Genomic DNA, 25,751 nt, shown 5'->3' on the forward strand with positions numbered 1-25,751 from the left:
ATGATAATGTTGTTCTGAATGAATTATTTCTGGATAAACAAAAATGTATTTACTTTGCATAGCGAACCGTCACCCTTATTTTGATTTAGCAGATCAAAGGGTGGCGGCTTCTTTATTATTATCTAAATGGTCAATTAGTTGTCGTCCAACTAAGGGGACATTTACCACTTAAAAGGGATTGTAAGTTACTATTAATTTTTATGATTATTTTTCAATGCTAATTTGATGGCATAATACACAACAATACCGATGGATGCAAGGTTAAGTATCCATCCCAGTAACCCATGAACCTTCATACTCATCATCCCAACCATACGGGAACACCTCTTTAAACTATAAATCATGCATCGTATCACGGAATTCAGTATTGTTTTGCATCATACCATTTTCGCCATGACAGTTGTTGAACATTTCTTCCTGCTGTTCTGGTGATAAATTAGGATGCATTTCTTCAATATGTGGTTTCATCTCCTCAAAGTTTAAGATTCCACTTCCATTTGATTCGGCCGCAACAAATGAAGCACTTCCTAATAGTACGGCTCCGGTTAAAATACCTATTAATAATTTTTTCATTTATTACATCTCCTTTCTTAAATAAATCATACCTAAAAATTATCGAGATTTTATGGAGAACATTTAGAAGTTGTGATTTTAAATTTAACAGGATAATAGGAAGCTAATCTAACTTAAAGTATAATATTTCATCTGAAATATTTACCCGATCTAAAAATGACCTAAAACTGATCATGGTGTTTGTTCTGCTAATTAGGAACTAGGCTTGGCTAACTAAATCAAACCTTCTATATACTGTTTCATAAGGTTAATCCTTCTACCCTATAGGGGTATATCATATTGCAATCCAACAGTGAATACAATAAAAGTGGACATACATACTATGATTGGAGTTGTAATAATGTCAATTTCTTTACTTTTTATACTTTTGTTGTGTACCACCCAAGTTGTAACAACCATAATATATGTGACGAATCACCGAAAATGGCTAACAAAAATGAACGGGATGTTGATTTCTATGTCATTAGGGATGTCGGTGGGGATTTTAATAGGAACCATTCTAGGAGTGGCTTTTCATGGTGATTTGTTTCAATCAACAGTTTACTCTATATTAATTGGAGTGGTTGTTGGGTTTCTTGCAGGAATACCTATTGGTCTACCTGCTGTCATTGACGGAATACTATCTGGACTAATGGGGGAATGATGGGAGCAATGCTAGGAGACATGGTAGCTATGACAAGGCCAAATGCAATCATCAATATAATGGCTTTGATGATAACAATGATTTTATTACTTGTTTTATATACAGCAGAAGAATCAATTCGTAAACAAGCTAACCAAGAAACCTTTTCCTTTTTTAAACATCCATTCTTATTGATTTTTACCATTGCAATATTATTTCTGATATTAAGTTATATTGATCCACTTGATTTTAATATTCAATATTTAATTAGACATTAAATAGTAAATTAAGAAAACAGAACCGAGTGGCTTATCTTTGATAAGACTCGGTTCTGTTAGAAATATTATTATAAAAGTTTATATCCATTTTCCTATTTGCTTTAAATGATTATATTTTGTGTTAAAAGGATTTGTGAGGAACCAGACTAAATTAACTGCATTGTTGTTATGCAAGTATTGTCCCCTTCAAATGTAGAAATCTCAGATTCAGCTGTTTTTCCATCATATTGAATCTTCACGTTATATGTTTTGTCACGTGGTAACCAAAAATCAATAAATCCATTTTTTAATGAAGTCATGGTTTCATCAACAACAACATTGCCTTCTTCGTCTTCAATATAAACATCAAATTCCTTTTCTACTAATTCTCCTTGGCAACCAGTTAAGCTATGATTAGTACAAGGGTGTGTTGTCTCAACAAATGGTGCGATGGAAACAAAGAACTCGTCTTCGGGAAGATTGTAGGTAGTCTCTTTATTATCACTATCAGTTACAATAAGCTCGTCAGAAGTAATAGAAGCAGACACATCATCAGTATCCCCGATGCTGTATTCTTGGACCACTTTCTTGATATCTTGTGGTTCGTTTTCGTTTGATGTACTTTCACTTTCGCTACAAGCAGCAACTATTAAAATAAGTAATAATCCAATTACTGCCAATAATCCTTTTTTCATATTATTCGACTCCTCTTTCATCTAATTAGTTAAATGCTATTATCAATTACTATGTTAAACGATTTTCTACATTATAACAAAATCTATAAAACGTATTATAATACTCAAATGTGCATTATTGTGCAAATGTAATAGAGAAATTATGGAAAGTATATTTAAAATCCATAAAAACCAAACCAACCAGCCAAAAATGAAGTTAATTTAGTCATCCAGTTAAAGAACAGTGCTACACCCATAAAGATCATAACGTATCCGCCTATTTTAACTAATTTAAGGTTATGTTTTCTAATCCACTTTAATTTACCAATAAAGAATGCCAATAAAAGAAACGGAATAGAGAAGCCTAAAACATAGCTAATCATCATAATCATACCAACATCGGGGTTGGTTGCAGCTAATGATAACACAATAGCTAATATTGGACCGGTACAAGGAGTCCATCCAAGAGAGAATGCCATTCCTATTATAAAAGAACCAACATAACCTCCGGGGCGATTTTTGAATGTTATTTTTTTGTCCTTCATTAGAAATTTAAAATTAAATACTCCAACAATTACTAGTCCAAAGAAAATGATTAAAATAGCCCCAATTTGTCTAATGGCATCTTGGTAGGTTAATAGGAATTCCGATATATAAGAGGTGGTAAAACCAATCATAATAAAAATGCTTGAGAACCCTAGTAAAAATAGAACGGTATGTAAAAGAGCTTTTTTATTCATTTTTTTATTTTCTTCATTTATCTCACTTACGCTCATTCCGGTAATATAAGATAAAAATGCCGGATATAGTGGTAATACACACGGTGAAATAAAAGAAAGGAAACCAGCACCAAAAGCTAGAAATATATTTATTTCATTCAAAAATTTTATCCCCCTTTATTAGAAAATCGTAGTCTATTGTTTTGGTAATATTTCTTTAAAGTAACTCTCCAAACTTTCTAATGATAAGGCCCCATTTACAATCCTTTGAATTTCCCCATCCGGATTAATGAATATGGAACTTGGAATTGGTCCTATTTTGTATAAATCCCTGACTTCTCCTGTTTTATCATGGGGAATTGGAAAGGTTAGATCATATTTATCAATAAATCGATCTACAACCAATTCTGTATTATCCAAACTAACTGCAATGATTTCAATTCCTTTTTCTTTATATACGGGATAAAGCTCTTGCATGTAAGGCATTTCTTCTTCACACGGTTTACACCAAGTACCCCAAAAGTTCAGCATAATACCTTGCCCTTTAAAATCACTTAGTCGTATAGTTTCTAATTCATTATTTTTATTAATTTGCTTTAATTCAAAGTCAGGTGCTTCATCTCCGACTTGATAAATGGTTTTATCCGCTTGTATATTGGACACTAATGCAAATATAATAGCTCCAACCATTACAATTAATATAGAAGTTCTAAAAATTAATCTGTTTTTCCTTTTATTTTTCTTCTTCTTTTTTGTTTCCTCCAAACTCATAAGTATGTATCACTCCTTATAGAAATATAGTATAACGGTGGTATTATCTAAAGACACTCTCTGTTAGATTACGTTACAAGTTTGCAGAAATTAAGCAGATTCTTTGTACTATTTATGAACAGAAATTTACCTACAGAAAAATAAAAGGCTAAGCAATACCATACATGCTTAGCCAAACATAAACTATTTGTTTCTATTAATCGATTTTTAATAATTGAGCGTTTATTGCACAAATAATGGTACTGAGTGACATAACTGCGGCTCCGACGGCAGGGGTTATGACAAACCCAACATTGTACAATACACCTGCAGCTAAAGGAATAGCAACAATGTTATACCCAGCAGCCCATCCTAAATTTTGAACCATTTTCCTGCGACTTGCCTTAGACAATTTAATGATATTTAAAATGTCTACTGGATTACTGTTAACTAGTATGACATCAGCTGTTTCAATCGCAACGTCTGTACCTGCACCAATAGCAATTCCCAAATCAGCTTCCGCTAAGGCGGGGGCATCATTAATTCCATCTCCAATCATCGCCACTTTTTTTCCATTTTGTTTTAAATACTTCACATTATTTGATTTCTCATGGGGAAGTACTTCAGCGATGACTTTGGAAATACCTAATTTTTCTCCTACATAATTTGCTACACGTGTGTTGTCACCAGTCATCATAACCGTCTCTATGCCACGGTCATTTAATTCTTTAATAACTTTATAAGAAGATTCACGGATGATATCAGCTAGGGCTATCATTCCTTGTAAGACATTATCTTTAAGAACAAATACGACTGTTTTCCCTTGTAAAGCCAGTTGGTCATAAATTTTTTCATCAAAAGAAATTTTATTTGCTTTCATAGCACCGGGACTAATAACAGCAATTTCTGCATCACCGATTTTAGCTACTAACCCTTTCCCAGTTAAATTCTGATAATCCTTTACATCAAGGGGTTTTAAATTACGATCATTTCCTTCTTTCACAATTCCTTTAGCAATTGGATGGTCTGATTGTGTTTCAACAGAATAAGCTAATTTCAATAATTCTTCTTCACTAACTCCCTTGCTTGGAAGAATATCTGTTACACCGAAGTTTCCTTCCGTAAGGGTTCCCGTTTTGTCAAACACTATTCGGTCTAATCTGAATGCACTTTCAAATGCTACTCTATTTCGAATTAACAAACCATTTTTGGCTGCAATGGAAGTAGATCTAGATGTTACTAATGGTGTTGCCAAGCCAAGTGCGTGTGGACAAGCAATTATTAAAACGGTTACCATTCGTTCTAGAGCAAAATCTAGGTTTCCGTTTGTCCACCAGACAGCAAAGGTTATAATCCCTACTACAAGAGCAACATAGAATAACCATTTAGCAGCAATATCTGCAAAACCTTGAGCCTTTGATTTCGACTTTTCTGCATCGCTTACTAATTTAATAACTTGGGAAAGATAGGTATCGTTTCCTGTTTTACTAACCTTAATTTTTAAAACTCCGTCACCATTTACTGCACCGCCAATTGCTTGCATTCCGGGTCCTTTTTCAACAGGGACTGATTCTCCTGTAAGCATTGACTCATCGACGGTAGATTCTCCTTCGTAAATTTCACCATCAATTGGAATCTTTTCACCAGATTTAACTAAGATCTGATCGCCCGGTTTTAAATCTTCGACTGTTACTTCAACCAAATTTCCAGACTCATCTAATTTGTGTGCTTCTTTTGGCATTAATTTGATCAGCTCTTCCAACGCCTTTGAAGCACCCATAAGAGATTTCATTTCTATCCAATGCCCTAGCAACATAATTACAATAAGAGTGGCTAGTTCAAAGAAGAAATCACTACCTTCGATAAAGAATGCTGTTAGTGTGCTATATACATAAGCGGCGATGATAGCTAAAGAAATTAACATCATCATTGCAGGAGATTTCTCTTTTAACTCATCCCACGCACCAAGTAAAAATGGTTTCCCACCATAGAAAAAGACAATCGTGGAAAGCAAGAACAGTAAGAAAGTATCACCTGTAAAATTCACTTCATATCCAATTAGCATTTGTATCATTGGAGATAAGTATAAAATAGGAATTGATAAAACTAAGGATATCCAAAAACGTTTCTTAAAATCTTCTACCATATGTTCGTGATGTCCGCCATGTCCACCATGCCCATGATGTCCACTATGTTCATGATGTTGATTACTATGATCATGACTGTGGTCGTGATTTTTGTGTTCTTCATGTCCATGTTTGTGATGACCATGCATATCTTCATGTTCATGATTATGATGTTGATGACTGTGATGTTTTTGTTCCTCATGTTGATTATGATGGTCATGTTCTCTATGCTTATTGTGGTTGTGTTGATTCTCTTCATTTCCTTTGTTATTCATTATTACTCCTCCTTTGGTATGGATATTTATTATTTTCTGTATTATTCATCCTTCTATCCATATTATATCATACTATACCCCTGTATCGTATAATAAGGCTATGATTTTATATAAAAGATTTGTGTCAAAACAAAAGGTCTTCTTTTATAAATGTATTAAAGACCTTTTTATACCTATAATGAAGGCTTGTTTACCCATTTATATCCAATACCCCAAACAGTTATTAAATAATCATCTATGGGAAATCCAGATTGACGAATTTTATCTCGCATGTTCCGTACATGGGAATCAACTGTTCTTCCTTCTGTGTGTGAATCGTATCCCCAAATTAATTCAATTAATTGTTCTCTAGTAAACACTTGGTTTGGTTTTCTCATAAAATAACCTAGCATGGTAAATTCCTTTGGCGTTAACTTTAATGTATTATTTTTATATGATAACTCAAACTCATCTTCATTCCATAAGAGACCATGTACTTCAATCTTCCTCGCAGGTTTCATTCTACGTAATACCGCTTCTATTCTTGCTAATAGCTCATCTTCGTCAAAGGGTTTCGTCACATAATCATCTGCACCTAATTTTAACCCTTTTATAATATCCTCTTTCTGTTCACGAGCCGATACCATAATGATAGGGATGTCCGAATCTTTTCTAATCTCTTGGCATAATTCCCAGCCGTTCATTTCAGGCATCATAATATCTATAAGTACTATGTCAAAAGTTTCTTCTTTTAAAAAAGATAATGCTTCTTTAGCACTAATAGCTTTTTTACATATAAAACTATGTGGTCTCAAATATAATGCTAATAAATCTAACATTCGTTTTTCATCATCTACTAATAAAGCTTTAACCATTATATTCACCTCTTGTTAAATGAACAATAACCCTTGTACCCTTGCCAAGTTCACTTTCGATTTCAATCGTACCTCCGTGAGATTCTATAATTTCTTTTGCAATAGCTAACCCTAATCCCGTTCCACCACTTTCTCTGGAACGCGATTTTTCTACACGGTATAACCGTTCAAATAGATATGGTAATTCCTCTTTTGGAATTCCTTCCCCTTCATCTGAAATAGCTATAGTAATTTCCCTATCATTCTGGGTTACCTCTAATGATATAGACTTTCCATCGGGTGTATGTTTTCTGGCATTATCCAGTATATTTAATAAAACCTGTTGGATTCTATCGGGATCAATATTACCTATGATATTTACTTGGCATGAAGTAGAAAGTGTAATATTTTTTTCTTCCATTACTGGAGCAATTCGTTCTTCAATCGTTTGGATTAGTTGTCTTAAACTAACACTTTTTCGATTAATTACAAACTTATTCTCATCCATTTTAGCTAGGTCAAATAAATTCTTAACTAGAACTGTCAAATGCTCCGTTTCTTCCCGTATGATATCCAGATATTCTTTTCTATCTTCGTCCGTTATGTCTTGCTTACTGATGATATCCGCATACCCTTTTATGTAGGTTAATGGCGTTCTAAGTTCGTGAGAGATACTTGCCAAAAATTCATTTCTGTCATTTTTTAATCGTTCTAGATCACTAGATAACCTCATGATAGAACCAGCTAATTCACCTAGTTCATCTTTTCGTTCCATATGTAATTGCACCTTATTTTTCCCCTTGCTTAGTTGTTCTGTGGCTTCTTTCATTTTCATTAATGGTAACGTAATAAAACGAGAAAGAATAAAAACGGTAAAGATGGTTAGAACAATGGTGATTAGTCCTACTATGACAAATTGATCACTCAAATGATTAACCATATTTTTTACAATATTGGTATTAGCAAACATAAAGACATGCCCTTGATGTTCCTCATCAATAGTAATGGGGCTATCAACCGCTATATATTGTTTTTCCGACCAACGTTGTTCTACTACTTTTCCTACACGGGGTATATCCTTATAATCCGTATGATCAATTACTTCAAACATTTCCTTTTCAACAGGATCGGAATTAATGATGATGTTACCATTGGCATCGGTAATAATAACAGCAAATTCCGACTCTGACTCCATGATAGCAACATGCTCCAACGTTGATGAATCAAGATTATTTTCCAAGACAGCACTATGTGTATTGGCACGAGCTAATAAACTATCCATCACTTCATCAATACGTTCATTTGCTATATTTGTATATAGAATAAAATAAACAAAAACCTCGATAATTAACATGAACACAAAGAATAATAGTCCAATTTTTAAGGATAATTTATTAAACATAATTGACCTCTTTTACCAGTAAGTTAAAGTATCCAGAATACCTATAACAAGAATGATAACTCCTGCAAGTTTTTGTACTAGTGACCCTATTTTTCTGCTTCTCTTTAATATAATGCCACTTGCCCCAAAATACCAAATAAGAAAAATAATTAATAAAAGTGGAAGTGAGGTTCCAATTCCAAATACGGAAGGTAATACAAATCCATATGATGTTTCTAATACAACTGGCATTAAGGTTAGTATAAATAATACAAACATAGTAGGGCAAAATGCTAACGTAAAACTCGCACCCATTAAAAAGCTTCCTAGATAACTATCTTTAAATTTAGTGGGTATTTTAAACATTTTTCCTGTTTTTCTCCAGCCAAATAAACCTATCATAAATAAACCAACCAGTATAAGTAATGGCCCAATTGCTTTTCTTAGAATCGGGAACATTTGTGTTAAAGTACTGTGTATTTCCTTCCCAAGTAACCAGATTACTAAACCAATTATTGAAAAAACAACTATTTTACCTAAAACAAATAGAAATATGTGTAACCAAGGGACTTTTTCAACTAATGATCTGTTTCCATAAATAGTCATTGCACTGATATTGCCTGTTAGCTGACAAGGAGCAACAGCGCCAATTAACCCAAGAAAAAATGCAAATAACAGCGGTATGTGTTCATATCCATATGCAATTTGTTGAAGTGGCCCATTTAGCATAATGCCTATTTCATTAAAAAGTTCGAACATATCAATTCACTCGCTTTGACTTTAATAGTTTTATCCACTAAATAACATATAAAAAATATGTCCATTTTTTGTGCAGATTTCAGCAAATATTAATCAAAGGTAATAATGAAGAAAGAGAATCTCAAAATATTAATAGAAAGTGCGTTTTAATGTGATTGTTAAATAATAGGGGAAATATAACAAAATATAAAGTTTATCCATTGACAATAATACTATACGGGGGTATCGTAAATATATAAAGATAAGGAAGTGATTCATTTGGAGGAAAAATTCTTACATGATCATCCGAGTAAACCAAGAACAAAAGATGAAATGCAAAAAATAATTAATCGTTTAAAACGAATTGAGGGTCAAGTTCGTGGAATACAGAAAATGGTGGAAGATGATCGTTATTGTGTAGATATTTTAGTACAAATAAGTGCCATTCAATCGGCATTAAAAAATGTAGGATTTTCTATCACGGAACGACATATTAAACATTGTGTTAGTGATGCTATCAAACAAGGTGAAGGTAAGGAAACCATTGAAGAATTATTGAATGTCATGAAGCAGTTTTCTAAGTAAGGAGGGAATTGTTATGAGTGAAACAAATCATACTACACTTGGTGTAACAGGGATGACCTGTGCAGCTTGTTCTAATCGTGTTGAAAAGGTTTTGAATAAAACGGATGGGGTCAAGGCCCAAGTTAATTTAACAACAGAAAAGGCAACGATAGATTATGATCCAGAAAAAACCTCTATTGAGGATATATCGGAAAAAATAGAGAATGTTGGTTACGGTGTTCTAACGGAGAAAACAGAACTAGATGTCTTTCGGATGACTTGTGCAGCTTGCTCTAACCGTATTGAAAAGGTATTAAATAAACAAGAAGGAGTGAAACTTGCAACTGTAAACTTAACGACAGAAAGTGCGGCTATTGAATATAATCCCGGAATCGTTGATGTAAAAGACCTAATTGATAAAATTAAAAATATTGGTTATGATGCAAAACCAAAGGCAAAAGCCGAAGACAAACAAACATATAAAGAAAAAGAATTAAAAAATATGAAGAAGAAATTAATTATTTCTGCTGTCCTATCTGCACCATTATTATTAACGATGCTTGTTCATTTATTAGGAATGAGTATACCAGATATATTCATGAATCCTTGGTTCCAATTTGCTTTAGCAACACCCGTTCAATTTATCATCGGATGGCAATTTTATGAAGGAGCATATAAGAACCTACGTAATGGTGGAGCAAACATGGATGTACTTGTTGCATTAGGTACAAGTGCGGCTTATTTCTTTAGCTTATACGAAGCATTCAAGACTATTGGCAATCCAGAATATATGCCACATCTATACTTTGAAACGAGTGCCGTTTTGATTACGTTAATTTTGTTTGGTAAATATTTAGAAACGAGAGCCAAAAGTCAAACAACAAATGCTTTATCAAAATTGCTTAATTTACAAGCAAAAGAAGCTCGTGTAATTAGAGATGGTAAAGAATTAATGATTCCTGTAGAAGAAGTTGTCGTTGGAGATCGCTTAATTGTCAAACCGGGAGAAAAGATACCGGTAGATGGTATGGTTGTAAAAGGTAGAACTTCGGTAGATGAATCCATGCTTACAGGAGAATCAATTCCAATTGAAAAGGATTCAGGGGCAAAATTAATTGGATCTACTATTAATAAAAATGGCTCCATTGAAATGGAAGCAACAAAAGTAGGAAAAGATACGGCCCTTGCATCTATTGTCAAGGTCGTGGAAGAAGCTCAAGGATCAAAGGCGCCAATTCAACGATTAGCGGATGTTATTTCAGGTTATTTCGTTCCAATAGTGGTCGGTATTGCTATCCTTACTTTTATTATATGGATTACTTTAGTCGAGCCGGGTCAGTTAGAACCTGCTTTAGTTGCAGCAATTGCTGTACTTGTTATTGCCTGTCCATGTGCTTTAGGACTTGCAACACCAACATCAATTATGGTTGGAACAGGAAAAGCAGCAGAAAGTGGAATTTTATTTAAAGGTGGAGAACATCTGGAAGGGACACATAAATTAGAAGCAATTGTGCTTGATAAGACTGGTACAATCACAAAAGGAAAGCCGGAAGTAACAGATTTTTCAGGTGACGAAGAAACATTACAATTATTGGCTAGTGCAGAAAAAGGATCCGAACATCCACTTGCAGAAGCTATTGTGGCATACGCTACAGAGAATAGCATCGACTTCTTGGATGTAGATCATTTCTCAGCGATACCCGGTCATGGTATTGAAGCAACAATTTCTGAAAAAAACATTCTTGTTGGTAATAGAAAGTTAATGAATGATCATCAAATTGATACAACAGGTTATGAAGAAAAATTAATAAATTATGAAACAGATGGTAAGACAGCGATGTTGATTGCCATTGATGGTGAGTACCGGGGAACAGTTGCTGTTGCAGATACTATAAAAGAAACGGCTCCAGAGGCTATTAAGCAATTGAAAGATTTAGGAATAGAAGTGTTTATGTTAACAGGTGATAATGAAAGAACAGCCAAAGCAATAGCAAAACAAGTTGGAATTGATCAGGTAATCGCTGAAGTATTACCCGAAGAAAAAGCAGCTAAAGTAAAAGCAATCCAAGAACAAGGTAAGAAAGTTGCAATGGTTGGGGATGGTGTTAATGATGCACCTGCACTTGTTACAGCGGATATTGGGATTGCCATTGGAACTGGTACAGAAGTAGCAATTGAGGCTGCTGATGTTACGATTCTTGGTGGTGAGCTATTGCTTATACCGAAGGCAATTAAAATCAGTCATGCAACGATTAGAAATATCCGACAAAATCTATTCTGGGCATTCGGATATAATACAGCCGGAATACCAGTTGCAGCAATTGGATTACTTGCGCCGTGGATTGCTGGTGCAGCAATGGCATTAAGTTCTGTAAGTGTAGTTACTAACTCACTCCGTCTAAAACGAGTGAAGTTATAAAAACATCCTTTAAAGGAGGTGAAAACAGTATGGAAAATAAATCAATAGATGTACAAGGTATGACTTGTGGTCATTGCAAAATGTCAGTTGAAGGTGCATTGAAAAAATTAGATGGCGTATCAGCAGCTGAGGTTAATTTAGAAGCTGGAAAAGTAGATGTTACTTTTGATGAATCAAAGGTAAATGTTGATGCCATGAAAGATGCAATTGAAGAACAAGGCTATGATGTTGCCTAAATATACGAAATAGGCTGGTTTTCATAGAGAAGACCAGCCTTTTAATATACATTTAATAAGGTGTGAGGGTGGTTTCAAATTTGGATAAATAATGTTACTTTCACTAAGGGAACCAATATGTTAACCATTAGAAATTAGATAGTATTAAAGAACAAACTTTACCAACACTGACATCAACGTAAAAAATACTAAAATCCCAACAATAAAAATTGTAATCCAAAGAGCATTCCCTTTCTTTTGAAGAATTTTATACTCTTTATAAGTGATTTCTCCTTTTGCAAATCTTACCCCATTGTCATTCGGTTCAATAGAATAATGCTTTCCTTCTAAGTCCTCCAAAATAACTTTTGTAATTAAAGCGGACTTGTTCCCCATTTCCGTTTCAAGACTTACCCAATCATTTAATCTACTTTGGACTTCAAAACAGTTGCCACCTGCAAAGTCAACCCTAATTAATTTGTATAAGGAGCTTTCCCATATCTTTTTGGACATTTCATGAGTTTGTTGTTCAATAAAACTATAGGAAAAACACAAAATATCTCACCTCGACTTCACTTTTTCTCTGAACCAAAAAAGTGATTTAAGTACCAATTTACTTTTACTATATCATATGAAAATATTATAAACGGTTAATTAAAATTGTTATATAAATATTTTTAGTGGAACTTTTCGAAGGCAACAGTAGATTATTTCAAGGATACCTAAAATCTCTTGGCATTAACCAACGTTTTAGGATGAATTGTCAGCAAAATAAAAAGGGGCTGTACGTAATCCAAAACAATCGGTACAGCCCTTCTTAATGTTTATTCCGTAAAATTAGTATACTTCTACTTGCCCCATCATACCGTTATCCTCATGCTCTAGAATATGGCAATGGTACATATAGATTCCCTCTTCTGGAAAGGTGACGAGCAGTCTTACTCGTTCGCCCGGTTCAATAAGAACACTATCTTTCAGCCCTTGTTCATTCGGAGCTGGTTCCCTTCCATCACGCGATATGATTTTGAACTGAGTACCATGAATATGGAATGGATGTATCATTCCCCCCATTTCGTCTGGCTTGTTATAAACTTCCCAAACTTCCGAAACTCCTTTCTTTTGCCGCAAGTCAATCCGTTCAGGATCGAATTTCTTGCCGTTTATGGTGACCTTATCCATCATTCCAAACAGTTCGATCTTCTTGGAGACCGGTAAGGATTTTTCTTCTTCTTTAAGGAAGGTAGTGTCATCGGTCCAAGATATGGATTCCATTTCTTCCGTTCCGCCGTCGATATCCAAATCAAAAGGCAACAGAGCATTACCTTCTTCATCAGTAATGGCAATTGGCTCATCGGATTCCATCGCTGAAAAATCAATTAGGATTTCAGCGCGCTCCGATGGGGACAGCGTAATCTCATCCATTTCAACCGGTTCATGCAATAACCCGCCATCTGAAGCAATCTGAGTAAATGTGGCCCCATTGCTTAAACGGAACGTGTAATTTCGGGCGTTCGCGCCGTTTAGGATTCGAAAACGCATCAGCGGTTTTGTCACAGTCAGTTTCGGATTAATCGTACCGTTAACGAGCGATACATCTCCGATTGTTCCATCACTGTTCATCAGATTTTTATAATCCAGTTGCTTGTTTTCGTCAAAGAGACGATCCTGAAAAATGAGAGGGATATCATCTACACCATAAGTATGTGGCAAAGCAGGAGCTTCTTCATCCGTCTCCTCCACGTAGAGCATTCCTGCAAGCCCTTTGAAAACTTGTTCAGCAGTCGATTTGTGTGGATGTGGGTGATACCACAATGTCGCTGCCGGCTGATCGGCTTTTAAGGTGACGATTTTACTTTCCCCCGGCTGAATTACATCACTCGGACCACCATCCTCAGTTCCCGGTACTTCAAGACCGTGCCAGTGAAAGGTTGTTGGTTCGTTTAATTCATTCCGGACCTTCACTTTAACGGTTTCCCCCTCTTTCAACTGTAAAGTCGGACCCAACAAATTCCCATTATATCCGTAAGTATTGGTTGGAGAGCCATCAAAGAATTGCGTCGTGCCTTCTTGTGCGACCACCTCATAATCGAAATCTGATTCCTTCTGTTTTTCTAGCAGGGGTGGTATTACTAACTCCTGAGTTCCTTTGGAGGCTTGAAGAGGGGGGATATTATCATGGTCCATGTGTTCTTCCATACCTTCCATGTCCCCGTGGTTCATATCCATATTTTCTTCATGTTGCATTTCTCCAGATTCCATAGTTTGTTCTACAGACTGTTGTTCTGTTGTGATGTTTGTGCAACCCGTCAATATTAGTAACAAGCCTGCACCTGTCAATATACTTTTTTTCATTTGTTCGCTCCTTTATTCGTCAAGTATAAGTTGTTGAAAATATCATTTCGGTTTTTGCATTTTAGATTTCTGATGAGTTATTTAGTTGTAATCACCACGAGTTAGAAAATTACCTTTAATACATTTTCCTCCTTCCCTTGCCATTCAATCTATCGTCGCAATTATCATACCGAACAAATATCGAGAAATAATGCATAATTGGAGTAAAAACTAATCACTATTAAATTTAGATGTTGAGTATAAATGGATTATTCTACTGAAATGTCATTGATATTAAATGACATTGTATTTTTATAACCTTTTGTAATCCACTTGGAAAAGGAATGGAGATTTATTTTGGAAATATTCGTAATTTACGTTTTGCAAGGTCTGCATATAATCTGCAAATTTACTGGTTAGAATATAAGCAAGCTTTATTTTATTAGGAGGGATTGTTTAAATGCAAAGTAGAAAAATCGTAATAGGGATAATTACTATATTCACAGTACTTATCTTATCTGCATGTGCAGGTGCAAATGAAGAGGAGAATACAGAAACCGAATCTAATACGGAAGAAAATGTGGCTAATAATAATGAAATGGATATGGAGGAATCTGATACCAATGAAGATATGGAAGGCATGGATCATTCTGGTATGAACCATTCTAGCACTGGCGAAATTCCCGAAGGCTTACAAGAAGCGGACAACCCTTCTTATGAGGTTGGCAGCCAAGCAATTATTGAATCCGATCATATGCCGGGAATGAAAGGTGCAGAGGCAACAATCGTTGGAGCATATGATACCACGGTATATACTGTTTCCTACACGCCAACGACTGGTGGAGAACCAGTAGAAAATCATAAATGGGTTATTCATGAAGAGATTGAAGAAGCAGGAGATGAACCTTTTGAACCGGGTACTGAGGTGACCTTAAATACGGATCATATGGAAGGAATGAACGGGGCTGATGCAGTTATTGATTCTGCCGAAGAAACAACGGTATATATGGTTGATTTTGTAACAACTGATACAGGAGATGAAGTAAAAAACCACAAGTGGGTAACGGAAAGTGAATTGTCATCAGTAGAATAATTATTAAATTAGGGACTTATCCAAATCGGGTAGGTTCTTTTTTAGTAGTTGAATTGGGAGAGGTACTTGCTATTATTTACATATATATAGGTAAGTTGTATAACTCTATCTGACACAATAAACATTCGTTGCTACTACTATGGAATAATCACCAAGATTAATGCACTTCTGAAATTTTAATGAAAAGGGAAGGAGAACTACAAAGTTGACCTAGAAGGAGAGAGTAGAGAATAAAAGAAAGAATACAAAAAGAATTTAAGTAACAGAGCTAGTTAGAAATACAACAAACTCCAAAATTATTCACCTTGTAGAAGAAACACAAGATGAACGCACACCATCTCAAGCGTTTGTAGATAAATTTGCAAAATATTATACACCTATTATTATTTGGTGGGAGCTGGGGAACTTGGGCTTATCAAGGGCAAGCTGTTCTTGTCGTTGGTTGTCCTTGTGCATTAGTTATTTCAATTGTTTCAGCAATTGGAAATGCAGCTAAAAAAGGTGTGCTTATCAAAGGCGGAATTTATCTAGGAGAAATGGGTGCCTTAAAAGCGATTGCTTTTGACAAAACTGGTGCATTAACAAAAGGGATTCCTGTTGTAACAGATTTTAATGTGTTGAACAGTTAATGGTACATTCAACGACTTATTTTCACTTCTTTAAAATATATCCGATAATTAAAGGGAGAATCTTTAAAGAAGATGTAAACCAATTTATTTAATATGGAGACACAGGATAGAATAGAAAGAACGCATCATAAGCTAAAATTTGATGTGTTCTTTTTTTCTCTTATGTGGTCTTACCTTTAGAGATAAACAATAAAATCTGAGTGATAATAGCAAGTATAGGTAATTCCAATAATGGACCTATAACTAATGTTAAAGCAATTAAAGGTTGATCCGGAAATGCTGTCATAGCAATTGCTAAAGCTATAGGTGAATTTCTAGCTAAAGTGGTCATATTCAAACTGACTTTATCAGATTGCGAGAATTTCAGAAGCTGCCCAATTTTCCGGCCAACGATAAAGTTTATTACAAAATATAGAAGAATAGGGATTGTTAACTTCCACAATAAATTTAGGTTATCAAGTAGTAATTGTCCTTGAGAAGCAAACATTGCAACGATTGCAAGGCTTAGAGAAATAATTGGTAGCGCACTTAATTTCGATAATAGATTTTTAGCGAACTGTTGTTTACTTTTCAATAATGCTTTTGTTAAGACTGATAAAGCTAATGGGATGAATAATACAATCAGTATACTTTCAACCAAAAAGGAAAGTTCAATAAATCCTGTAGTTCCACCGAAAATTAGAAGATAAACGGGTAGTAAGAAAACCTGTAATAGTAAATTTAAAGGCAAAATAGCAGTTGATAAAGCAACATTTCCCTTTGCTAAACCTGTAAAGATTATGTACCAATCAGTACAAGGAGTAACCATTAACATGATAAAACCAATATATAATGCAGGGTTATCACCTAAAAATAGTAAAGCTAATAGCCACGCTAAAAGAGGTGTCCAAAGAAAATTCATGATGACTGTAGTAGATGTGAACTTTAAGTTTTTAAAAGACTTTCTTATTTCTTCAAAAGGAATTTGTAAGAAGGTAATATAAAGCATTGATATTAATAACGGTACAATAAAACTCTCTGCACTCGTTCTTATTGGTTCTAATTGTCCTAGACTTATGCCTATGATTACTGCTAAGAAAATAATAAATGTATACATCTTTTCGAATAAACCCATTTCATAATCACCCCAACGACAAGATAACTGTTATTCACGCCATTTTACCACAGAGTAACGACTTTAAGTTTTTTAGTAACTGAGAAATATTATTGGTTTGTAACTTTAATACATAAAGTAAAATAGACATCAATAATTATACATGCATTATTGCTAAACGTGCTTTATGTATTATTGATACAGGTTGTTGAATAAAACATCATTTTAAATGTCACATTTTAATGAAATATTTTATTGTATATATAAGCAAATAGTTATATACTAATGTTGTAATGAAATTATAAGGAGGAGATGATGTGCTGCAAACAACCATTGAAATGGAAAAGGCTGCAGTTATTTTAAAATTATTGGGTGATAAAACAAGATTAACGATTATGAAATTAATTGATAATCAAGCTTGTTGTGTCTGTGAATTTGTTGAAATATTTCAAGTCAGTCAGCCATCGATTAGTCAGCATTTACGTAAGTTGAAAGACTTAGGATTGGTTAAGGAAGAAAGAAAAGGGCAATGGATATTTTACTCCGTAGATAAGGAAAATGAATATTATTCATTTATTAAACCTATTCTTGATCAATTACCTAATCAAGATTACAAATTAAAAGAACTTGAAGAAAATGGTACACGAATTTCTTGTTGTTAAATTGGAGGTATTATTTTGTCTACAACGCTTATACTCGCAATATTAATTTTTATTGCAACCCTAGTACTAGTAATATGGCAGCCAAAGGGCTTAAACATTGGCTGGTCCGCAATGGGTGGAGCTGTAATTGCCTTATTAGTAGGGGTAGTAGGATTCAGTGATGTTCTTGAAGTAATTGACATCACATGGAATGCAACGCTATCCTTTGTCGCAATTATCCTTATTTCTTTAATACTAGATGAGATTGGATTATTCGAATGGGCAGCACTGCACATGGCACGGGTAGCAAAAGGTCATGGAATAAAAATGTTTGTTTACATTAGTATTTTAGGTGCAGTTGTTGCAGCATTATTTGCGAATGACGGAGCGGCACTTATCCTAACACCGATTGTTCTTGCAATGGTGCGAAATTTGAATTTTAAAGAAAAAATGATATTCCCTTTCATTATGGCAAGTGGATTTATTGCGGATACAACTTCATTACCATTTATTGTAAGTAACTTAGTAAATATCGTTTCTGCAGACTTCTTTGGCATTGGATTTGTTGAATATGCTTCGCGGATGATTATTCCGAACTTATTTTCACTAATTGCAACCATTTCGGTATTACTAATCTACTTTAGAAAAAGTATCCCTAAGAATTATGATTTATCGAAACTTAGGGAACCGAAAGAAGCAATAAACGATATAAAGATGTTTCGCCTTTCTTGGTATGTTCTCGGATTATTAGTAATTGGCTATTTTAGTAGCGAATTCATAAATTTACCAGTATCTATTATTGCTGGGGCCATAGCTATATTCTTTATCATAATGGCCAGACGTAGTGCCGCTGTTAATACGAAAAAAGTTATTAAAGGCGCTCCGTGGAATATCGTTATTTTTTCAATTGGAATGTATGTCGTCGTATATGGATTGGGAAATGCCGGGCTGACCTCTGCGCTCGCAAGTGTTCTTCAAACTGTGGCTGAACAAGGATTATTCGTTGCTACAGTTGGAATGGGTTTTATAGCTGCTTTCCTGTCATCGATTATGAATAATATGCCAACCGTAATGATTGATGCATTAGCCATTGCTGAAACGAATACTTCTGGTGTATTAAGAGAAGCGCTTGTTTATGCTAACGTAGTTGGTTCGGATTTAGGACCAAAAATTACGCCAATTGGTTCACTAGCAACCTTAGTGTGGCTCCATGTACTTTCCCAAAAAGGAATTAAAATTTCATGGGGAACCTATTTTAAAACCGGGATTGTTTTAACTATCCCAATACTTTTTATTACTTTAGTAGGTCTTTATCTAACACTTCTACTATTTTAAAAAGGAGAATGAATTATGGCTAAAAAAACAATTTATTTCTTATGTACAGGGAACTCATGCCGTAGTCAAATGGCAGAGGGATGGGCGAAAAAATATCTCGGAGATGAATGGAAAGTTAGAAGTGCAGGGATTGAGGCACATGGACTAAACCCAAATGCGGTAAAAGCAATGAATGAAGTTAAAATTGACATTTCTAACCAAAAATCAGAGAAAATTGACGTAGAATTTTTGAATACCGCAACATTGGCGGTAACGTTATGTGGAGATGCCAAAGACCGCTGTCCAGTGACACCACCTCACGTAAAACGTGAACATTGGGGCTTTGACGATCCAGCCAAAGCAGAAGGTACGGAAGAAGAAGTTTGGAAAGTGTTTCAGCGCGTTCGGGATGAAATAGGAGAACGGATTAAGCGATTTGCTGAAACAGGTGAATAATAGGGAATGATGAGGCATGTTGATACGCAAGCCTTATCTTTTCGGTTTCTATATAAGTATATAACTATACATCAATAAAGAAGTTGTTCATGATGAAAAAGGTAGAAATGTTTGACCCAGCAAAATGTTGTTCTACAGGTGTTTGTGGACCGAGTGTCGATCCAGATTTAACTAGAGTTGCATCAGCTGTTTATTCCCTTGAACAAAAGGGTGTTACTGGTAATGCGGCTCAGAATGTATTAATTAATATGAGTTTTAAAGAGGTATTTAACCTGTCTGGTGGGAATAAGAATTATCAGAGTTTTAAAAAGGGAAAACAATAATCATAAAACGACTGATAAGTGAAATAAAAGGTAGGGAGAACTTCCAACCTTTTTAAATTTATCTTAACCATTTACTAGTGGGGGCAATTTTATAATAAAAAACCACTTTTCATTGAAGGAGAATACTTTAGTAGGGAAATTTTAATAATATATATCTACTTGACCATGTACTGTAGTACATGGTTTATAATTTTATTGAGGTGAAAATAGTGATTTATCGCATTGGTGAGTTTGCAGATAAATGTGGAGTTAACAAAGAGACGATTAGATATTACGAACGAAAAAATTTACTAAAGGAACCTTCCCGAACAAAAACTGGTTATCGTTTATATTCAGATTATGACGTTAAGCGTGTAGGATTCATCAAGCGAATACAAGAGCTTGGTTTTTCTTTAGGTGAAATCTACAAGTTACTTGGAGTTGTAGATAAAGATGAAGTCCGTTGCCAAGATATGTTTGAATTTGTTTCTAGAAAACAAGAGGAAGTTCAAAAGCAAATAGAGGATTTAAAACGAATTGAAACTATGTTAGGTGACTTGAAACAACGATGTCCTGATGAAAAGCAATTACATGCGTGTCCAATAATAGAAACTTTAACATGAGAGATTAATGAAAGGAGCTTTATTATGAATAAATATAAGGTAAATATTGAAGGAATGACTTGTACAGGCTGTGAAAAACACGTAGAGTCAGCACTTGAAAGTATAGGTGCTAAAAATACTGAAGCAAATTTCCGTCGCGGTGAAGTAGTATTTGAATTGCCTAATGGTATAGAGGTTGAAAGTGCAAAAAGGGCAATTAACGAAGCAAATTATCAAACTGGAGAAATTGAAGAGTTACTACAACAAGAAAATGTGGTGTTAGGTACTAAAGGTAATTATGATCTTCTTATTATTGGTTCTGGTGGTGCAGCTTTTTCTGCTGCAATTAAAGCTATTGAATACGGTGCAAAAGTTGGAATGATTGAGCGTGGAACGATTGGAGGGACCTGTGTGAATATTGGCTGTGTTCCATCCAAGACCCTTCTTAGAGCAGGGGAAATCAATCATTTAGCTAAGATAAATCCGTTTATAGGTTTACAAACATCTGCTGGAGAAGTGGAATTGGCTCCTTTAATCAAGCAAAAGAACGAATTAGTGAGTGAACTTCGGAATCAAAAATATGTCGATTTAATAGACGAATATGGATTTGATTTAATTGAGGGAGAAGCAAGCTTTGTTGATGAAAATACAATTGAGGTAAATGGAACAAAACTTTCTGCAAAACGCTTTTTAATTGCAACAGGGGCCTCTCCTTCTATCCCATCGATTTCTGGACTTAATAAAGTTGATTATTTAACAAGTACAACGCTATTTGAATTAAAGAAAGTTCCAAAACGTTTAACGGTGATAGGTTCAGGATATATTGGGATTGAGCTTGGGCAACTCTTCCATCATTTAGGTTCAGAAGTAACACTTATACAAAGAAGTGAGCGATTATTAAAAGAGTATGACCCGGAAATTTCTGAAACAGTAGAAAAAATGTTAATCGAACAGGGTATACACCTTATCAAAGGAGCAACATATGAGTGTGTCGAACAAGATGGGGAGATAAAAAAGGTTTATCTAACTGTAAACAGTAAGAAAAAAGTCGTTGAATCAGAGCAGTTACTTATTGCAACAGGAAGAAAACCAAATACGGATTCTTTAAATTTACGTGCTGCAGGTGTTGATGTTGGAAAACAAAAGGAAATACTGATAAATGAATTTGCTCAAACAAGTAATGAAAAGATTTATGCAGCAGGAGATGTGACATTAGGACCGCAATTTGTGTATGTAGCAGCCTATGAAGGTGGAGTTGTTGCAGATAATGCAGATGGTGGATTAAATAAAAAAATAGATTTATCCGTTGTTCCAAGCGTTATATTTACAAATCCATCGATTGCAACAGTTGGTTTAACGGAAGAACAAGCAAAAGAAAAAGGCTATGAAGTAAAAACATCAGTATTACCGTTAGATGCAGTCCCAAGAGCGATAGTAAATAGGGAAACAACAGGTGTATTTAAACTTGTAGCTGATGCAAAAACGTTAAAAGTATTAGGGGTTCATATCGTAGCTGAAAATGCAGGAGATGTGATTTATGCAGCGACATTAGCCGTTAAATTTGGCTTAACCGTAGAGGATTTAAAAGAAAGCTTTGCTCCATATTTAACATCGGCAGAGGGAATAAAATTAGCTGCCCTTACATTTGATAAGGATGTATCAAAATTATCTTGTTGTGCAGGATAAAGCTCCTTATTTATAGGAGCTTTAATTAATACACTTAAACTATCTCACCCTTTACAGGAATAACAGCAATTTAATAGTAATTTGGCTGGTTGCGGTTCAGTAGAATGTGTAATTAATGGTAGAGTATTATTAGGACTTATATCATTTGTTAATGGGTTCGGAATTATAACGAAAATAAAAAACCAATGTCGGAAAATGGTGATGATAATATGTTATCGAAACAAGCAATCCTTGATGAATTATCAAAAAACCTAAATACTTGGAGAGATAAACACGGTGTTAAGCGAGTTGGTTTGTTTGGTTCTTACAGCCGCGATGAACAAAAAGAATCCAGTGATATTGATGTAATAGTAGAATTTAACGACTCGGATTTATCTTTTGATAATTACATGGACTTAAAAATAAGCCTAGAAGATCACTTTCAGAAGCCGATAGATTTAGTCATATTAAATGATATTAAACCTGCTTTAAAGTCAGAGTTTCTATTGACTACTACATTTGTAGAAGAGGGAAAATAATAAGATTATAATTTTAGCAGTCTATTTGCTAGAAAATAGACTGCTAATTGAGCTTCCTACTAAAAATTGTTCAAATCTACAGTAAAATGCCAGCAAGTTGTCAAACAAGTTCATTATTTATCTCTTTAAATAACTTCTGATCAAACTCGTAGACTATTTTTTTGATGGTTCGATCTTTAGGCTTTTCTCCAGTATTTACTTGAATTTCTTTGATAAGCAACCGAAGTAATTCTTTCTTATCAAAGTCGTCTAATAAGTTAAAAAATGAATTAAAATCATTAGCAATGCGGTTAATTACTGGTAATAAGTCATTGTTATTCTTTAATTCTATCTGATTTGTTAGTAGTATTTTAAATTCCTTATGTTCACTTTCTTGATTCTGAACTCTTTTCATTTCATCACTAAGTGTATCAATGTCGATTATTTTCTTCGTATAAAGTTGTATGAGATCCTGCTTCTCTCTTTTTAGTTCTCTTAAATTTTTTTCTAGTAATTTAAGTTCCTCTTCAATTGGTTCAAGTTCACTTTTTAGGTTATCCATAACAACTGTTTGTAATGGTACAGAGAGGTTTAAATCGTTAAGGTAATTCATAACCTGTGATAAAACCTCTTGCTCTGCATACTCCTTTTTTACAAGATTCGACTTACATGCTTTAGAGCCACTGTTTTTAAAACGGCTACACACGTAATATTTGTATTTTTTGTTTGCATTTCCTTGTACCATCGCTCCTCCGCAAGTAGGACATTTTAATAGACCTGATAACGGAAAAGAGCCGTTGTGTTTTTTTTCTTGGGTATAACTACGTAGTGATAAAAGCTTTTGGGTTTTTTCCCAAAGCTCTTCACTAATAATAGGATAATGATTCCCTTTTTTATATTTACCTTTCCATTTAACATAACCATTGTAGATTTTATTATTGAGAATAGTTCTAACAGCAGTAATAGACCAATAATTATCCTTTTTGGTTTTGATACCTTGCATATTTAAACTACTAGCTATTTTTCGATAACCCCACATTTTGTTAGAGTAACAATCAAAAATGTATTTCACTACTCTTGCTTCATCTTCGTTAATAACTAATTTCTTATTTACTAAATTATATCCAAATACCCTTCCACCGTTGAAGTCTCCATTTTCAAAGGTTTTTTCCATACCTAGTGATGTACGAAAAGCGATTAGATCTTTTTCGACTTCTGCAATAATACCTAATATCTGATAAATAAGCTTTGAGTTAGGATCGTTTGTGTCGATATTATCAGCTATTGAAATTAGGTTCTTGTTAGCCTTTTTTAAACGGTTAAAGATATATTGAGAATCTAAAGAATTGCGTGATATGCGGTCTTGTTTAAATACGATGAGGGAATCAATATTATTCTCCTCTTGGAAAACATTATAAAACATCTCTTTAAACTCAGGTCTATTTGAAAAACTCTCCCCGGATGCTGGTTCCTCTACATATGTTTTTACAAGAATAATATTATTTTCCTTACAATACTTTTCTATTGCTTCAATTTGTTGTTCAATAGATGTGTTATCTAGTTGTTTATTTGTGCTAATACGAACATAGGCGTATGCTCTTGTATATTTAGTTATCATCTTTCATCCTCCAATTCAGTAATAAAAGTATCCGAGTATTTAATCATTAAGTCTGTTAGGAAGTTTAGAAAGTCATAGCCTTTTATTTTTGTTAACTCTTTATTTGTTGCGAGTTTAAGTTTGTAATGCTTATCAAAATCTAAAATTTCGTTTTTTATCATAATGAATGAACTCTCCCCTTATCTATTTGTGGATTAAACACACAAATAACAGCCGGCTAGTCATTTGCTGAAATATGATAACCGCGAAAAAATGATATTTTAAGAGGAAATAAAAACTTTTTTTGCAACTTGAAATTTTATATCGATCATTTAGAGTAGCTATATCATTTACAGTTTTTAATTACACAAAAAAGCTTGAGGTATGTTCAAACTCCTCAAGCTTTGAATAATTGTAGTATTTTGGTCTTTAATTAATATTCCTGTTACGGAAGATCAGGAAATAATACTGTTCCCTCTTCGGTAAAAAAGAGATGGGGTTTTTTATATCCAAGAAAGTGGACATAAAGTGATTTTCCTTCATAAAGATTATCTATATTGGTTACTAAGTTACAATATGGTATGAAACCTAATTTACCATCTTTCGAATAGGTATATACCTCTATTCCTTTGTCTAAGAACTTACGTATTCTTATCTTTGTTGTCTGGTGGATAAAAAAGCCCGTTCTATCAAATGCTCTCACTAATAAAATCTCCTTTTATATTCTTTTCATATATACTTCTATATTTTGGGCATTTCTGCAGTATTATGTAAAGAAAAATTTTTGTTATTTCCATTTCTATACCATTTGTCCCATAACTCATGAAATACGAAGTTGTATTTAATCATTGTCTGATGTGATGTTTCAGTTGATTTAGATTTTAAATATACGATTACGGACCTCCCTTTAATCTAATGAAACTATTATAGCGATACTCATGTAAGAAATATACACTTTGTCTATAACCGGGTAGATAATAGTCATAAACGGTCAATTTAGAGTCATGTTTATATTTAGGATTTTTAAAGTTATATATCAATCTAATCAAATCACAGATCAAATGAAAAAAGAGACTATTATCTTTTTGACAAACTTAAATAACGTTCATTTAAAAGGTATTACTGGGCTTCAGTAGTGATCTTTTTAAATTTATAAAAAAATTTTATCTAACCTATTAAAATACGAAAAACACCACTTTATAATATTTAGGCTTTATCGTTGATAAAGCAACAGGACTAAAAATTATTCAATTAAAACGGAGAGGAAGGTGATAGAAATTAAAAAGAAACTAAAAAGAGCTGTAATTAAAGAGGAGTACGTCAAATTAACAGGCAGCACAGAAGAAGCAATCATACTAAATCAG

The 25,751-nt window shown here is 34.0% G+C and carries 27 protein-coding genes and 1 pseudogene; 14 read left to right on the forward strand and 14 right to left on the reverse strand.

Annotated elements, in window-relative coordinates; genetic code table 11:
* Positions 1–333: 333 nt before the first annotated feature.
* Entirely contained in the window at positions 334–573 is a 240-nt protein-coding gene (locus WKT09_RS05195) for a hypothetical protein (protein WP_040036846.1), read from the reverse strand.
* A 457-nt stretch (positions 574–1,030) separates the two neighbouring features.
* Here WKT09_RS05195 and WKT09_RS05200 point away from each other — a divergent pair, with 457 nt between their 5' ends.
* Together WKT09_RS05200 and WKT09_RS05205 are read left to right on the forward strand one after the other, a co-directional pair.
* Complete coding sequence (locus WKT09_RS05200; RefSeq protein ID WP_146937149.1) at positions 1,031–1,216, forward strand: hypothetical protein; 186 nt, start codon at positions 1,031–1,033, stop codon at positions 1,214–1,216.
* A gap of 29 nt (positions 1,217–1,245) precedes the next feature.
* The gene (locus tag WKT09_RS05205; RefSeq protein ID WP_340415027.1) at positions 1,246–1,473 is read left to right on the forward strand and encodes a hypothetical protein; all 228 of its coding nucleotides are present in this window, start codon (positions 1,246–1,248) and stop codon (positions 1,471–1,473) included.
* 146 nt (positions 1,474–1,619) lie between these two features.
* On the opposite strand, the gene WKT09_RS05210 is transcribed toward WKT09_RS05205, so the two are convergent.
* The 7 genes from WKT09_RS05210 to WKT09_RS05240 form a co-directional block, all read right to left on the reverse strand.
* Positions 1,620–2,147, reverse strand: a complete 528-nt coding sequence (locus tag WKT09_RS05210; protein ID WP_040037828.1) for a CueP family metal-binding protein — start codon at positions 2,145–2,147, stop codon at positions 1,620–1,622.
* Positions 2,148–2,302: 155 nt separating this feature from the next.
* Entirely contained in the window at positions 2,303–3,007 is a 705-nt protein-coding gene (locus WKT09_RS05215) for a cytochrome c biogenesis CcdA family protein (RefSeq protein WP_340415028.1), read from the reverse strand.
* Between the two features lie 33 nt (positions 3,008–3,040).
* On the reverse strand, positions 3,041–3,616 hold the full coding sequence (gene resA / locus WKT09_RS05220; protein WP_040047918.1) for a thiol-disulfide oxidoreductase ResA: 576 nt from the start codon (positions 3,614–3,616) through the stop codon (positions 3,041–3,043).
* A gap of 196 nt (positions 3,617–3,812) precedes the next feature.
* A complete protein-coding gene (locus WKT09_RS05225; protein ID WP_340415029.1) occupies positions 3,813–5,996 on the reverse strand; it encodes a copper-translocating P-type ATPase in 2,184 nt (727 codons plus the stop codon).
* 173 nt (positions 5,997–6,169) lie between these two features.
* Positions 6,170–6,850 (reverse strand): response regulator transcription factor, encoded by a 681-nt coding sequence (locus WKT09_RS05230; protein WP_147666865.1) that lies wholly within the window; start codon positions 6,848–6,850, stop codon positions 6,170–6,172.
* A complete protein-coding gene (locus tag WKT09_RS05235) occupies positions 6,843–8,231 on the reverse strand; it encodes a sensor histidine kinase (RefSeq protein WP_226370782.1) in 1,389 nt (462 codons plus the stop codon). The genes WKT09_RS05230 and WKT09_RS05235 overlap by 8 nt, the downstream gene beginning before the upstream one ends.
* A gap of 12 nt (positions 8,232–8,243) precedes the next feature.
* Positions 8,244–8,969, reverse strand: coding sequence for a cytochrome c biogenesis CcdA family protein (locus WKT09_RS05240; RefSeq protein WP_226370783.1), 726 nt, complete (start codon positions 8,967–8,969; stop codon positions 8,244–8,246).
* Between the two features lie 312 nt (positions 8,970–9,281).
* On the opposite strand from WKT09_RS05240, the gene WKT09_RS05245 reads away from it, so the two are divergent.
* Genes WKT09_RS05245 through copZ form a run of 3 tightly spaced genes read left to right on the forward strand, consistent with a single transcriptional unit; the run spans position 9,282 to position 12,167 of the window.
* A complete protein-coding gene (locus WKT09_RS05245) occupies positions 9,282–9,533 on the forward strand; it encodes a metal-sensing transcriptional repressor (RefSeq protein WP_046128617.1) in 252 nt (83 codons plus the stop codon).
* Between the two features lie 13 nt (positions 9,534–9,546).
* Positions 9,547–11,931 carry a heavy metal translocating P-type ATPase gene (locus tag WKT09_RS05250; RefSeq protein WP_340415030.1) on the forward strand — a complete coding sequence of 795 codons (2,385 nt, stop codon included), beginning with the start codon at positions 9,547–9,549 and terminating at the stop codon, positions 11,929–11,931.
* Positions 11,932–11,960: 29 nt separating this feature from the next.
* A complete protein-coding gene (gene copZ / locus WKT09_RS05255) occupies positions 11,961–12,167 on the forward strand; it encodes a copper chaperone CopZ (protein WP_340415031.1) in 207 nt (68 codons plus the stop codon).
* 144 nt (positions 12,168–12,311) lie between these two features.
* Here copZ and WKT09_RS05260 read toward each other — a convergent pair whose 3' ends face one another.
* Positions 12,312–12,701 (reverse strand): hypothetical protein, encoded by a 390-nt coding sequence (locus WKT09_RS05260; protein WP_040037995.1) that lies wholly within the window; start codon positions 12,699–12,701, stop codon positions 12,312–12,314.
* A 282-nt stretch (positions 12,702–12,983) separates the two neighbouring features.
* Positions 12,984–14,498 (reverse strand): multicopper oxidase domain-containing protein, encoded by a 1,515-nt coding sequence (locus WKT09_RS05265; RefSeq protein ID WP_204798080.1) that lies wholly within the window; start codon positions 14,496–14,498, stop codon positions 12,984–12,986.
* Between the two features lie 439 nt (positions 14,499–14,937).
* Here WKT09_RS05265 and WKT09_RS05270 point away from each other — a divergent pair, with 439 nt between their 5' ends.
* Both WKT09_RS05270 and WKT09_RS05275 read left to right on the forward strand, forming a co-directional pair.
* The gene (locus tag WKT09_RS05270) at positions 14,938–15,570 is read left to right on the forward strand and encodes a YdhK family protein (protein WP_340415032.1); all 633 of its coding nucleotides are present in this window, start codon (positions 14,938–14,940) and stop codon (positions 15,568–15,570) included.
* Positions 15,571–15,841: 271 nt separating this feature from the next.
* Positions 15,842–16,193: pseudogene (locus WKT09_RS05275) on the forward strand (P-type ATPase); the annotation flags it as partial.
* A 166-nt stretch (positions 16,194–16,359) separates the two neighbouring features.
* Here the strand turns inward: WKT09_RS05275 and WKT09_RS05280 are convergent.
* On the reverse strand, positions 16,360–17,313 hold the full coding sequence (locus tag WKT09_RS05280) for an arsenic resistance protein (protein ID WP_040037801.1): 954 nt from the start codon (positions 17,311–17,313) through the stop codon (positions 16,360–16,362).
* Between the two features lie 296 nt (positions 17,314–17,609).
* Between WKT09_RS05280 and WKT09_RS05285 the strand changes: the two genes are divergently transcribed.
* The 7 genes from WKT09_RS05285 (at position 17,610) to WKT09_RS05315 (ending at position 22,811) form a co-directional block, all read left to right on the forward strand.
* Positions 17,610–17,954, forward strand: a complete 345-nt coding sequence (locus tag WKT09_RS05285) for an ArsR/SmtB family transcription factor (RefSeq protein ID WP_087941717.1) — start codon at positions 17,610–17,612, stop codon at positions 17,952–17,954.
* A 15-nt stretch (positions 17,955–17,969) separates the two neighbouring features.
* A complete protein-coding gene (locus tag WKT09_RS05290) occupies positions 17,970–19,268 on the forward strand; it encodes an arsenic transporter (RefSeq protein WP_040037802.1) in 1,299 nt (432 codons plus the stop codon).
* Between the two features lie 15 nt (positions 19,269–19,283).
* A complete protein-coding gene (gene arsC / locus WKT09_RS05295; RefSeq protein WP_340415033.1) occupies positions 19,284–19,703 on the forward strand; it encodes an arsenate reductase (thioredoxin) in 420 nt (139 codons plus the stop codon).
* 89 nt (positions 19,704–19,792) lie between these two features.
* Positions 19,793–20,026 carry an arsenic metallochaperone ArsD family protein gene (locus tag WKT09_RS13795; protein ID WP_438819050.1) on the forward strand — a complete coding sequence of 78 codons (234 nt, stop codon included), beginning with the start codon at positions 19,793–19,795 and terminating at the stop codon, positions 20,024–20,026.
* 209 nt (positions 20,027–20,235) lie between these two features.
* Complete coding sequence (gene merR / locus WKT09_RS05305) at positions 20,236–20,628, forward strand: Hg(II)-responsive transcriptional regulator (RefSeq protein WP_040037804.1); 393 nt, start codon at positions 20,236–20,238, stop codon at positions 20,626–20,628.
* A gap of 24 nt (positions 20,629–20,652) precedes the next feature.
* Positions 20,653–22,293, forward strand: coding sequence for a mercury(II) reductase (merA, locus tag WKT09_RS05310; RefSeq protein ID WP_040037805.1), 1,641 nt, complete (start codon positions 20,653–20,655; stop codon positions 22,291–22,293).
* Positions 22,294–22,502: 209 nt separating this feature from the next.
* Positions 22,503–22,811 carry a nucleotidyltransferase family protein gene (locus WKT09_RS05315; RefSeq protein WP_062351127.1) on the forward strand — a complete coding sequence of 103 codons (309 nt, stop codon included), beginning with the start codon at positions 22,503–22,505 and terminating at the stop codon, positions 22,809–22,811.
* A gap of 100 nt (positions 22,812–22,911) precedes the next feature.
* Here the strand turns inward: WKT09_RS05315 and WKT09_RS05320 are convergent, their stop codons facing one another.
* From WKT09_RS05320 to WKT09_RS05330, 3 genes are all read right to left on the reverse strand, one after another.
* Entirely contained in the window at positions 22,912–24,408 is a 1,497-nt protein-coding gene (locus WKT09_RS05320; RefSeq protein WP_340415034.1) for a recombinase family protein, read from the reverse strand.
* Positions 24,405–24,569: a hypothetical protein gene (locus WKT09_RS05325; RefSeq protein ID WP_157796311.1), complete on the reverse strand. Its 165-nt coding sequence runs from the start codon at positions 24,567–24,569 to the stop codon at positions 24,405–24,407. The genes WKT09_RS05320 and WKT09_RS05325 overlap by 4 nt, the downstream gene beginning before the upstream one ends.
* A gap of 263 nt (positions 24,570–24,832) precedes the next feature.
* On the reverse strand, positions 24,833–25,090 hold the full coding sequence (locus WKT09_RS05330; RefSeq protein WP_340415035.1) for a hypothetical protein: 258 nt from the start codon (positions 25,088–25,090) through the stop codon (positions 24,833–24,835).
* Positions 25,091–25,751 lie beyond the last annotated feature (661 nt).

The sequence above is a fragment of the Pseudogracilibacillus sp. ICA-222130 genome (genome assembly GCF_037892545.1).
GTDB lineage: Bacteria > Bacillota > Bacilli > Bacillales > Amphibacillaceae > Pseudogracilibacillus.